Consider the following 12154-nt stretch of genomic DNA (forward strand, 5'->3'; position numbering starts at 1 on the left):
CCAGCCACCCTCCCACGGATTGAGGATGGTCACGAACAAACATCATGAGAAATCAGCCGGCTGGGTGCCGATGGTCACACGCGGCGGATCAAACTCGATGTCCGCAACATCCGGCATGGCCAAGGCATCAGCAATATTGCGGCGCTGCCTTGTCAGCCGCTGGTACTCCTCAATGCTCAACAGCACATGCGCCGGCTTGCCGCGATCCGTGATGAACACCGGGCCACTCTTGGCAGCCTTCTTTGCGCGGGTAACGTTCTGGTTAAGCTCTCGACTGGATAGGGTCGTGATGGCCATAGTGACACCTCCGGCACGAATCATTCATATAGGCATGTTGCTGCATCAATGACGGACTGTCCATAAGCGGCCGGCAGGCTATCGTGACCAGGATGTGCGGCGTCCCGACGCGCCCTGGATGCACGACATCCCGGCGAGACCGGGATAAAGTACATCCCGATGAGACCTGCACAAAGAACATCCCGACGATTTTCAGGGCATTTTTTTGTCCCAGATCGTGGACACCCCGAACAAGACCCGTCGATACTGCTAAGCTAGATTGTGGTTTTCTGCAGGGTCGGCATTGATCGCGTCTGCAAGACACATACCCGCAGACGGGTTCAGGGGGAGAACAGGCCTGTCGGCCCGCACTCAAGCTGATGACAACCCACAAGGGAGCAAACATGAGCACTGCCTATCCGACTGTTGGTGTGGCCTCCGGGCTACCACGCTATTCCTATCTGCTGCGCCTGCTGCACTGGGTGATCGCCGTCCTGCTCATCACGGCCCTGATCGGCGGCATGACCCTGGGCACGCTGGGCTATGAACGTCTCGTGGAACTGGTCGGGGTAGAGATGGCCGGCTATGCCTACATGGGACACAAGACCCTGGGCATCACTATCCTGGGGTTGATGGTCCTGCGCCTGCTGGTACGGGTGAGCCAGGGCACCCCTGAATATGCCATCGACCTGTCCCGCGCCCAGCATTTCTTTGCCGGTCTGGTGCATTTCCTGCTCTACGTGCTGGTCATTGCCATGCCCATCATCGGCTGGCTGGCCACCGCCGCCGCGGGCAATCCGGTGAATTTCGGCACCTATGAACTGCCCGGCTTCATCGGCCAGGATCCCGAACTGTCCAAAACCCTGTTCCAGGCCCACACCGTGGTGGCCCTGTGCATCATCGCGCTGATCGTGATCCATGTGGCGGCGGCGTTCTACCATGCCCGCGTGCGCCGGGACTGGGTGACCACCCGTATCAGCCTGTTCAACTAACGCCGGACTCAAAAAGCCGTCGACATAAGCAAAAGGCCGGGCATTTGCCCGGCCTTTTGCTTTGCCTCAATCCCTTCCCTGCCTACGACGGGATCTGCGACAACTGAGGCTTTTCCACCCAGGGCATGCCGCCCTGGTTGAGGGATTCGATCACCAGGGCGGCCGCTTCGGCCACCTGATCGGCCAGCCCCTTGATGCCCAGCTCCACTTCCCGGCAACCGTTCTCCGATGAAGGCAGGCTGGACATGCGAATCTCCGGAAACCGCTCCAGCACCGCCTCCATCACCGGCACCAGCTCGCTCTCCGGGGTGTTACTGACCAGGATCAGCCGTTCGATGCACGGAATCCGGGAGAACAAGTGATTGTAATGGGTGTCCAGCACCCACTCCACCATCGGCCAGGCCATGTTGGGGAAACCGGGAACACAGTGGTGGTGGCGCATGCTGAAACCCGGAATCTGATTCACCGGGTTGGGAATGAGCGTGCTCCCCACGGGTAGTTCCGCCATGCGGATCCGGTGCGGATAGGCCTGCTCGCCGAAGCGTTCCTCCAGAATGGCCACGGCCTCGGGATGGAGTCCGAGTTCCACATTCGCGGCGCGGGCGAAGCATTGACGCGTACGGTCATCGGGCGTTGCACCGATGCCGCCGAAGCTGAAGATCAGGGCCTGGGAGTCCAGCGTCTGACGCAAACTCTCGGTCAGCAGGCCGGGATCATCTCCGACGAAACGGACAAAGGACAGTTCCAGCCCACGCCGGGCCAGTACCGAAATGAGAAAATCCATGTGCTTGTCCCGCCGCTTGCCGGACAGCAGCTCATCACCGATGATCAGGCCACCGATCTGCATTCCTGCCACATCCCCCCGCCGGTCACGCTTCAGTTCTTCGCACCCATGGCCAGCGCCCGGGCACGAATCAGTTCACCCGCCTCCCGCTGTGCCTCGCGATCATAGTTCTCGTCCGCTTCGGGCCAGCCCTGCACATGACGGCAGATCAGGTCGGCCAGGGCGTCCGTGTGGTCCTGACGGGTGTTGAGGGAGGGAATGTAGCTGAATCGCTCGCCACCTGCCTCGATGAAGGCCTCGCGGCTCTCGTCGGCGATCTCTTCCAGGGTCTCCAGGCAGTCGGCGGAAAAGCCGGGGCAGACCACATCCAGGGATTTCACGCCCTGCCCGGGCAGACCGACGATGGTCTCCAGGGTATAGGGGGTCAGCCACTGGGCCTTGCCGAAACGGGACTGGAAGGAGACCAGCCAGCGATCTTCCGGCAGCTCCAGACGCTCCGCCACCAGGCGGGCCGTGGTCTGACAGTAACAATGGTAAGGGTCGCCCTGGTCCAGATAGTCGCGGGGAATACCGTGGAAAGAAAACAGCAGACGCTCGCCCCGGCCATGGGTCGCCCAGTGCTCACGGATGCTGGCGGCCACGGCATCGATGTAGGCGTCGTCGTCGTGATAGCCCATGACAAAGCGGGTCTCGGGTACCCAGCGCCATTCACTCAGGGCGCGGGTGACGGCATCAAAAGTGGAGCCGGTGGTGGAGGCCGCATATTGGGGATACAGGGGCAACACCAGGATGCGTCGGGCACCGGCCCGACGCAGCTCTTCCAGACCGGAACGAATGGAGGGGTTGCCGTAACGCATGGCTACCGCCACCTTGACCGGCCCGTAGAGCCGTTCGGCGATTCGGCGGCCCACCGCCTGGCCCTGGGCCTTGGTGATGGTGAGCAGCGGGGAGCCGTCCTTGCCCCAGATACGGGCATATTTGGCCGCACTCTGGCGCGGGCGGGTATTGAGAATCAGGCCGTTGAGCAACAGCCACCACACGGGGCGCGGCACCTCCACCACCCGGGAATCCCAGAGAAATTCCTTGAGGTAGCGCCTCAACGCCTGCGGCGTGGGCGCATCGGGCGTCCCCAGGTTGGTGATCAGCACCCCCAGGCTATGGAGACTCCCATGTCGGTAATTCGGCTCGCCAATATAGGTCATGGCTTGTTCTGCTTTATGGTTTGACGACAACCCTCGGGCCGCGTGATCGGCCGCTGAAGCGACAGAATCACCCTCCCCCCGCAGTGCGGGGCCGCGAAGGCCGAGTGTACTCCTCCCTACTTCAAGAGCCATCTGGACCCTTCCCCCCAGGACATAAGGCGCGACTGTAAACCGGCCGGCGAGGATGCACCAGCACCGGGGTACGGCCCCGCGGACGGACAGCCTGCCCCCTCAAGGCAGGCCGAAGGAAACCAGATCCCGGACAGGGCCACGCCGCCGATGATACCTGACACGTGGCGCACTACTGCCGCGGACGCAGCCGCAGGGGACTGGTTCTTGGAAAATGAGCCTGCAGAAATTCCATCTGGTCCGCCAGTACACGGCGCCCCTGAAGATAGATGTATTCCGCATGGGTCGGAATGAACGGCACCGCCAGCAACTGCATGCCGGCCTGCTCGGGCGTGCGGCCGGCCTTGTGGTTGTTGCAGCGTTTGCAGGCGGTCACCACGTTGCACCATAGATCCTGCCCCCCCTGACTGATGGGGGTGACATGATCCCGCGACAGGTCGCGGTGCTGAAAGTGATTGCCGCAATAAAGACATAAATGAGCATCACGCTTGAACAAGGCCGCATTGTTGAGTGGCGGTGAATAGGCCTGACTGACGGCCTTGTTGGTGCCGTGGGTGGCAATGATGGAATTCACCTCCACCAGACTGCGCCGGCCGGTTCGGGCATTGATGCCGCCACGAATCCGGTACAACAGGGAGCCGCAGGTGTAGGCCACCTGCTCAGCGTGGTAGAGCCGCACCGCATGCTGATAATCGATCCATTCCATCGGCATGCCCGATGCGTCAGTTCGCAGTACCTGCTGACTGAACTCGTACACCTCTGCACCCTCGGGAGGTTATACCGGCACCGCCCGACTCTGCCGCAAACGGACCCAGAAAGCAATTATCAAGCCGTTGATTCGTTGACCTGAGTCCCCATGTTCGGCAGGGTCCGACACGATTTTTCGTACCCGGATTCCAACATGATCGACATTGGATGTTCAAAGGCCGGAAAAATTCCGCTACCATGCCCTGTTTTTGGGCATCCCCGCCTGACGGCGGCGCCCGAACTGGTTCGCATCCACCCAAAAACCGTTGCAGTCCTCATCGTCAGGATCGGTCGTCATCCGGCCATTACCCCTGCACGGGCAGACGGAGTCAACCCATGCCGATCAAGATAGCCGTACCCAAAGAAACCGCCCAGGGCGAGCGGCGCGTCGCACTGGACCCCACGGTCGCCGCGCGCTTTGCCAAACTGGGTCTTGAAGTGATGATCCAGAAGGGTGCCGGGCGCGATGCCCAGTTCCCGGACGAGGCCTATGCCGACACCCGCGTGGTGGACGATGCCAAGACCCTGATGTCGGAAGCCGACATCGTGGTCAAGGTGGCCCCGCCCACCCAGGAGGAAGTGAACATGATGAAGGATGGGGCCACCCTCATCGGCTTCTTCCATGCTCACAAGAACACGGATGTGGTCAAGGCGCTGCAGAAGAAGAAGATCACCAGCTTCGCCATGGAGCTGATTCCCCGCATCTCCCGTGCCCAGAGCATGGATGCCCTGTCCTCCCAGGCCGCCGTGGCCGGGTACAAGGCCGCCATCATGGGTGCGGACCTGTCCTGTCGCTTCTTCCCCATGCTCACCACCGCGGCCGGCACCATCCGTCCGTCCAAGGTGCTGGTGATCGGTGCCGGCGTGGCCGGCCTGCAGGCCATCGCCACCGCCCGCCGCCTGGGCGCCATCGTCGAGGCCTATGACGTGCGCTCCGCCACCAAGGAGCAGGTGGAATCCCTCGGCGCCAAGTTCCTGGATCTGGGTGTGAAGGCGGAAGGCGAAGGCGGCTATGCCCGCGAACTGACCGACGAGGAAAAGGCAAAACAGCAGGAAGCTCTGGCCAAGTTCATCAGCCAGTGCGACGTGCTGATCACCACCGCCGCCATCCCCGGCCGCCCCTCGCCCATGCTGATCCCCCAGAAGATGGTGGACGGCATGAAGTCCGGCGCGGTCATCATCGACCTGGCCGCCGAGGGCGGCGGCAACTGCGAGCTGACCAAGCCCGGCAAGACCGTCACCAAGGGCGGCGTGACCATTCACGGCCCCCTGAACGTGCCCAGCCAGGTGCCGCTGCACGCCAGCGAAATGTACGCCAAGAACCTGCTCAACTTCCTGTCCCCCGTGCTCGCCGACGGCAAGCTGAACCTGGACTGGAACGACGAGATCATCGCCAAGAGCTGTCTGACCCACGACGGTGAGATCAAGCACGACGCAACCCGCAGCCTTGTGGAAGGAGATCAAAAGTGATCGAGGGTTTTGTTGCACTCTACATCTTCATGCTCGCCGCCTTCACCGGCTACGAGGTCATTTCCAAGGTGCCGGTGATCCTGCACACGCCGCTGATGTCCGGCTCCAACTTCATCCACGGCATCGTGCTGGTGGGTACCATGGTGGCCCTGGGCCACGCCGAAACCACGGCCCAGATGTGGGTGGGCTTCATCGCCGTGATCCTGGCCGCCGGTAACGCCGTGGGTGGTTACGTGGTGACCGAGCGCATGCTCGAGATGTTCAAGTCCAGCAAGGGGGCCAAGTAAATGGGTTTCATCATCAACGTAGCCTACTTTGCGGCGGCGGTGCTGTTCATCGTCGGCCTCAAGCAGATGGCCTCGCCGGTCACCGCCCGTCGCGGGATCATCTGGGCCGGCTGGGGCATGGTCATCGCCACGGTGGTCACCTTCCTGCACCCTGAAGTCCGCGGCTTCATCAACTACCTGCTGATCATCCTGGGCATCGGTATCGGTGGCGGTCTGGCCTGGTACACCGGCAAGCGCGTCGCCATGACCGACATGCCGCAGATGATCGCCCTGTACAACGGCATGGGCGGCGGCGCGGCCGCCGGTATCGGCATCGTGGCCCTGATGGGTTCCTACGAGCTGAGCTGGACCATCCAGTTCATCGCCGTGCTGGGTGTGATCATCGGCGCCGTGGCCTTCTCCGGCTCCCTGATCGCCTTCGCCAAGCTGCAGGGCCTGATCACCAAGTCCCTGCGCTTTGACATGCAGCAGAAGATCAACCTGGGCGTGCTCGGCGCCACCGTGCTGCTGGGCATCATCATCAGCTTCAGCGGCGCTCAGGTGAACGGTGCCCTGCTGACCGTGTTCCTGCTGCTGGCCCTGGCCTTCGGCATCCTCATGACCCTGCCCATCGGCGGCGCGGACATGCCGGTGGTGATCTCCCTGTACAACGCTCTCACCGGTCTGGCCGTGGGCCTGAAGGGTCTGGTGCTGGACAATGCCGCGCTGATGATTGCCGGTATCGTGGTGGGTGCCGCCGGTACCCTGCTGACCCAGCTGATGGCCAAGGCCATGAACCGTCCCATCTCCAACGTGCTGTTCAGCCACTTCGGCGAGAGCAGCGGTGGCGATCAGTCCGAAGTGACCGGCACCATGAAGGAGATCGAGGCCTCCGACGCCGGCGTGATGATGGCGTTTGCCGACAAGGTGATCATCGTCCCCGGTTACGGCATGGCCGTGGCCCAGGCGCAGCACAAGATCTGGGAACTGACCCAGCTGCTGCAGGAGCGGGGCGTGACGGTGAAGTTCGCCATTCACCCGGTGGCAGGCCGCATGCCCGGTCACATGAACGTGCTGCTGGCCGAAGCCGGCGTACCCTACGACATCATCTACGACCTGGATGAGATCAACAGCGAGTTCAAGACCGCCGACGTGGCCATCGTCATCGGTGCCAACGACGTGGTGAACCCGGTGGCCCGTTCCAACCCGGAAAGCCCGATCTACGGCATGCCGATTCTGAACGCGGACCAGGCCAAGAACGTCATCGTGATCAAGCGTGGCAAGGGTGCCGGCTTCTCCGGCGTGGAGAACCATCTGTTCTTCGCCGACAACACCCGCATGCTGTACGGCGACGGCCAGAAGGCCGCCAGCGAGCTGATCTCCAGCATCAAGGAAATCGGTTAATCCCGATCCCGCAAAGTAAAGTGACAAGGCCCGGCGTCATCGCCGGGCTTTTTTCATTTTACTCCCTCACCCCAACCCCTCTCCCGCCAGGGGGAGAGCAGCTTTATCATCGGGCGGATGTGGCATCATTTGCCACCATGCCTCAGTCCTCCTCGCCCACCATCCTCCGTGTCGCCGTTCCCACCCCCGTGCAGGGGTATTTCGACTACCTGCCCGCTCCGGATGAGGCCGACCTGCCCGCCATCGGTGCCCGCGTGCGGGTGCCCTTCGGACGGCGTCAGGTGGTGGGTGTGGTCATCGGCCACGGTGACGCATCCAGTGTGCCGAGCCACCGGCTACGGCCCATCGGCGCCACCCTGGATACCGGGCCGCTACTGAACACCGCCCTGTTGAACCTGCTCGCCTGGGCCGCCGACTACTATCAGCACCCCCTGGGTGAGGTGATGGCCGCCGCCCTGCCCGTCACCCTGCGCCAGGGCAAACCGGCCGAGGCCCGGGGCATCGAGTATTGCACCCTGACCGAGGCGGGCCGCCGCACCGACCCGGCCACCCTCACCCGCGCTCCCCGTCAGGCCGCCCTGCTGCGCCTGTTGCAGGACGCGAAGGAGGATCTGGCCCTGGAACGACTCAGGGAGCAACAGGACACCGATCCCCGCCAGTCCCTCAAGGCACTGGTGGACAAGGGACTGGCACGGATATACGCCCGCCCCTGCCTGAGCCCGGCGGATACGCCCCCGGCTCCGGCGCCCGCACTCAACACCGCCCAGCAACAGGCGGTGGACGCCATCGCGGCGACCCTGGGCCGATTCACCTGCCATCTGCTGGAAGGCGTCACCGGCAGCGGCAAGACCGAGGTCTATCTGCAGGTGATCCGGCAGGTGTTGGCAAGCGGACGCCAATGCCTGGTGCTGGTGCCGGAGATCGCCCTCACCCCCCAGCTGCTGGGCCGCTTCCGGGCACGCCTGGATACCCCCATTGCCGTGCTCCACTCCGGTCTTGGCGACGGCGAGCGTCACTGCGCCTGGCTCTGTGCCCGTGGCGGCGAGGCCGGGGTCATCATCGGCACCCGCTCGGCGGTCTTTGCGCCCTGGGCACGGCCGGGCCTGATCATTGTCGATGAGGAGCATGATCCTTCCCTGAAGCAGCAGGACGGCTTCCGCTATCACGCCCGGGATCTGGCGGTGATGCGCGCTCACCGGGAACAGGTGCCGGTGGTGCTGGGGTCGGCCACCCCGGCCCTGGAGAGCCTGGCCAACGTGGAGCGGGGGCAGTACCGGCACCTATCCCTGCCGGGCCGGGCCGGCGGCGCTTCGGCGCCGCGCCTGAAGTTGCTGGACGTGCGCAGCCAGTTCATGGACGAGGGCCTGTCCGTCCCCCTGCTGGACCGCATGCAGCAGCACCTGGAGGATGACGGCCAGGTGCTGCTGTTCCTCAACCGGCGCGGCTATGCCCCAGCCCTGATCTGCCATGAGTGCGGCTGGGTGGCCGACTGTCATCGCTGCGACGCTCGCATGACCTGGCATGCGGGCATCCGCCGCCTGCGTTGCCATCATTGCGGCCATGAAAGCGGCGTGCCCGCTCAATGCCCGGACTGCGGCCGCCCCCTGGCCGGCCGGGGCCAGGGCACCGAGCGGGTGGAACAGGCCCTGCGACGGCACTTTCCCGCCTGGCCGGTGGTGCGCATCGACCGGGACAGCACCCGACGCAAGGGTGCCCTGGCATCCGCCCTGGAAGGGGTGCGCAGCGGCCGCCACCGGATCCTGGTGGGGACACAGATGCTGGCCAAGGGCCATGACTTTCCCAACGTGACCCTGGCGGCCATCCTGGAGGCGGATCAGGGGCTGTTCAGTGCCGATTTCCGGGCGGTGGAGCGGCTGGCCCAGACCATCGTGCAGGTGGCTGGACGGGCCGGGCGCGGCACCCGGCCCGGAGAAGTGCTGATCCAGACCCATCACCCGGAGCATCCCCTGCTGCTGACCCTGCTGGGCGCCGGCTACGGGGCCTTTGCCCAGGCGGCACTGGCCGAGCGCAGGGAGGCCCGCCTACCCCCCTACGCGGCACTGGCGCTGCTCAGGGCGGAAGCCACGGCGGCCGAAGCGCCCCGGGTGTTTCTGGAAGGCGCTCGTCACGCCCTGGAGTCGAGCACCCCCCGGGGGGTGCAGGCCTGGGGGCCGGCCCCGGCCCCCATGGAACGCAAGGCGGGACGGTATCGGGCCCATCTGCTGCTGCAGGCAGGGCGGCGGCAGGATCTGCAAAAGGCCCTGGCGATCTGGCTGCCCGATCTTCCCCGGCTGCCCGGGGCCAGAAAGGTCAGGTGGTCCGTGGACGTGGACCCGGTGGATCTGCAGTAAACCGCGGGCTCTTTGCCCCATCCCGGCCGCTCCCCGGGCGCCTCATCCCGGCAAGGGTATTCACCCCCCTTGCCATTCCCGATAGAATCTGCCCTCGTTCAGATTTCCCCGCCGTTCGCTCTTCTTCGGATACCGAAACCTTGAAACCTCAATTACAGGCTCTGCTCGAACAATCCCTCCACACCCTCACCGGCAACGGCACCCTGCCCGCCGACCGGTCGGTGGAGGTTCAATTGACGCGCACCCGGGACAAGGCCCACGGTGATTTCGCCACCAACCTGGCCCTGCAACTGGCCAAGCCCCTGGGCCGCAAACCCCGGGACGTGGCGCAGCTGATCATCGACCATCTGCCCGAATCGGACATCCTGGACAAGGTGGAGATCGCCGGTCCCGGCTTCATCAACCTGTTCATCAGCCGCGGTGCCCGTCTGGCGGTGATCACCCAGGTGCTGGAGGCCGGAGAAGCCTACGGTCGCAGCCGTCTGGGCGCCGGCAAGAAGGTGCAGGTGGAATTCGTCTCCGCCAACCCCACCGGCCCCCTGCACGTGGGTCATGGTCGTGGCGCCGCCTACGGCGCGGCGGTGGCGGACCTGCTGGAGGCGGTGGGCTTCGATGTGCACCGGGAATACTACGTCAACGACGCCGGCCGACAGATGGACATCCTGGGCACCAGCGTCTGGCTGCGCTACCTGGAACGCTGCGGGGTGAAGTTCCACTTCCCCACCAACGCCTACCGGGGCGAATACGTGCGGGACATCGCCGACACCCTGTTCCAGGAACACGGCCAGGACTATGCCGTCACCACCGAGGCCCTGATGGACGGCCTGCCGGCGGACGAACCGGACGGCGGCGACAAGGAAGAATACATCGACGCGGTCATCCAGCGGGCCAAGGGGCTGCTGGGCGACAACCGCTACCGTTACGTCTTCGAACTGGGCCTCAACGTCATCCTGGATGACATCCGTGACGACCTGGCGGAATTCGGCGTCACCTATGAGACCTGGTACTCGGAGCGCTCCCTCACCGACAAGGGGTCCGTCAACAAGGCCCTGGAACAGTTGCGGGACAAGGGCGCCCTGTATGAAAAGGACGGCGCCCTGTGGTTCCGTTCCACCGAATACGGCGACGAGAAGGATCGCGTGGTTCAGCGGGACAACGGCCAGACCACCTACTTTGCCTCCGACATCGCCTATCACATGGACAAGTTCGACCGGGGCTATGACCGGGTGATCGATGTCTGGGGCGCCGATCATCACGGCTATGTGCCGCGGGTGAAGGCGGCACTCCATGCCATGGGCCGGGACGATGCCCGTCTGGACGTGCTGCTGGTACAGTTCGCCATCCTCTACCGGGGCGGCGAGCGGGTGCAGATGTCCACCCGCTCCGGCAGTTTCGTCACCCTGCGGGAACTGCGCGAGGAAGTGGGCAACGACGCCGCCCGGTTCTTCTATGTCATGCGCCGCTGCGAACAGCACCTGGACTTCGACCTGGATCTGGCCAAGTCCCAGTCCGCCGACAACCCGGTCTACTACATCCAGTATGCCCATGCCCGGGTGTGCAGCGTGCTGCGACAGATGCAGGCCAAGGGTCTGACTCATGACCCGGCCAACGGCCACGCCCACCTGGACCGGCTGACGGAGGATCATGAATCCGCCCTGCTCGGCAGCCTGGCCCACTTCCCCGAACTGGTGGAAGCGGCCGCCCTGGCGGAAGAACCCCATCAGGTGGCCAACTACCTGCGGGATCTGGCCAATGACTTCCACACCTACTACAACGCACACCAGTTCCTGGTGGACGATGCCGATCTGCGGGATGCCCGCCTCAACCTGATCCTGGCCGTGCGTCAGGTACTGGCCAACGGTCTCACGCTGTTGGGCGTTTCCGCGCCCGAGGAGATGTAATGGCCCGCGGCTCCCGGCGCCAGGCCAGCCGCCGCCGACAGGCGGAAGAAAGGCCACCCCTGCCCGGCTGGGTCTGGGGCGTGGCCGGTCTGGCGGTGGGCCTGTTCGCTGCCGCGGTGGTCTATCTGCAGACCCAGCGCGACGCACCGACCACCACGACGACGGTGGCGGCGCCCCAGATCCAGCAACAGCCCGTCCAGCAGCCGCAACCCGCCCGCCCGGCCCAGGCACCCGCCCAGAAGCCGGCGGAAGAGGCGCCCAGGCCCCGTTTCGACTTCTATACCCTGCTGCCGGAACTGGAAGTGGTGGTCCCGGAACCCCAGGTCCAGCCCCGCACGGCCCCCGGCGGCCCGCCGCCCCCGCCGACCCCGGTGCAGCAGCCCGGCCGTTATCTGCTGCAGGCCGGTTCCTTCCGCTCCCATCAGGAAGCGGACCGCCTGCGCGCCAGCCTGGCCCTGATGGGGGTGGAGGCCCGCATCCAGCCCGTGACGGTGAACGGGGATACCTGGCACCGGGTACAGGTGGGACCGTTCACGGAACTGGACAACCTGAACCGGATGCGCGAGCGACTGCACGCCAACCAGGTCCAGACCATCATGGTGCGGGTGCCTGACGCCTGACGGCGTCAGTGC

General features: G+C 64.7%; 11 protein-coding genes. 7 read left to right on the top strand and 4 right to left on the bottom strand.

Annotated features, from left to right (window positions below; all coding sequences use genetic code 11):
• Positions 1-42: 42 nt before the first annotated feature.
• On the bottom strand, positions 43-297 hold the full coding sequence (locus LQD11_RS11805) for a type II toxin-antitoxin system Phd/YefM family antitoxin (RefSeq protein ID WP_238617725.1): 255 nt from the start codon (positions 295-297) through the stop codon (positions 43-45).
• A 383-nt stretch (positions 298-680) separates the two neighbouring features.
• Here LQD11_RS11805 and LQD11_RS11810 point away from each other — a divergent pair, with 383 nt between their 5' ends.
• Positions 681-1268: a cytochrome b gene (locus LQD11_RS11810; protein WP_238617726.1), complete on the top strand. Its 588-nt coding sequence runs from the start codon at positions 681-683 to the stop codon at positions 1266-1268.
• An 82-nt stretch (positions 1269-1350) separates the two neighbouring features.
• On the opposite strand, the gene LQD11_RS11815 is transcribed toward LQD11_RS11810, so the two are convergent.
• The 3 genes from LQD11_RS11815 to LQD11_RS11825 all read right to left on the bottom strand — a co-directional run bounded on the left by LQD11_RS11815 (position 1351) and on the right by LQD11_RS11825 (position 4095).
• Positions 1351-2115 (bottom strand): competence/damage-inducible protein A, encoded by a 765-nt coding sequence (locus LQD11_RS11815; protein WP_238617727.1) that lies wholly within the window; start codon positions 2113-2115, stop codon positions 1351-1353.
• Between the two features lie 29 nt (positions 2116-2144).
• Positions 2145-3254, bottom strand: coding sequence for a ferrochelatase (gene hemH, locus LQD11_RS11820; RefSeq protein WP_238617728.1), 1110 nt, complete (start codon positions 3252-3254; stop codon positions 2145-2147).
• Between the two features lie 301 nt (positions 3255-3555).
• Positions 3556-4095 (bottom strand): HNH endonuclease, encoded by a 540-nt coding sequence (locus LQD11_RS11825; RefSeq protein ID WP_238617867.1) that lies wholly within the window; start codon positions 4093-4095, stop codon positions 3556-3558.
• Positions 4096-4466: 371 nt separating this feature from the next.
• Between LQD11_RS11825 and LQD11_RS11830 the strand changes: the two genes are divergently transcribed.
• The 6 genes from LQD11_RS11830 (at position 4467) to LQD11_RS11855 (ending at position 12142) form a co-directional block, all read left to right on the top strand.
• Positions 4467-5600, top strand: a complete 1134-nt coding sequence (locus LQD11_RS11830) for a Re/Si-specific NAD(P)(+) transhydrogenase subunit alpha (RefSeq protein ID WP_238617729.1) — start codon at positions 4467-4469, stop codon at positions 5598-5600.
• 29 nt (positions 5601-5629) lie between these two features.
• The gene (locus LQD11_RS11835) at positions 5630-5887 is read left to right on the top strand and encodes an NAD(P) transhydrogenase subunit alpha part 2 (RefSeq protein WP_050814270.1); all 258 of its coding nucleotides are present in this window, start codon (positions 5630-5632) and stop codon (positions 5885-5887) included.
• Positions 5888-7270, top strand: a complete 1383-nt coding sequence (locus LQD11_RS11840) for an NAD(P)(+) transhydrogenase (Re/Si-specific) subunit beta (RefSeq protein ID WP_238617730.1) — start codon at positions 5888-5890, stop codon at positions 7268-7270.
• A 137-nt stretch (positions 7271-7407) separates the two neighbouring features.
• The gene (locus tag LQD11_RS11845) at positions 7408-9621 is read left to right on the top strand and encodes a primosomal protein N' (RefSeq protein ID WP_238617731.1); all 2214 of its coding nucleotides are present in this window, start codon (positions 7408-7410) and stop codon (positions 9619-9621) included.
• 140 nt (positions 9622-9761) lie between these two features.
• The gene (gene argS / locus LQD11_RS11850) at positions 9762-11522 is read left to right on the top strand and encodes an arginine--tRNA ligase (protein WP_238617732.1); all 1761 of its coding nucleotides are present in this window, start codon (positions 9762-9764) and stop codon (positions 11520-11522) included.
• A complete protein-coding gene (locus tag LQD11_RS11855; RefSeq protein ID WP_238617733.1) occupies positions 11522-12142 on the top strand; it encodes an SPOR domain-containing protein in 621 nt (206 codons plus the stop codon). The genes argS and LQD11_RS11855 overlap by 1 nt, the downstream gene beginning before the upstream one ends.
• Positions 12143-12154: the final 12 nt, after the last annotated feature.

Source organism: Ectothiorhodospira shaposhnikovii, assembly GCF_022227765.1.
In the GTDB taxonomy this organism is placed as follows: Bacteria; Pseudomonadota; Gammaproteobacteria; order Ectothiorhodospirales; family Ectothiorhodospiraceae; genus Ectothiorhodospira.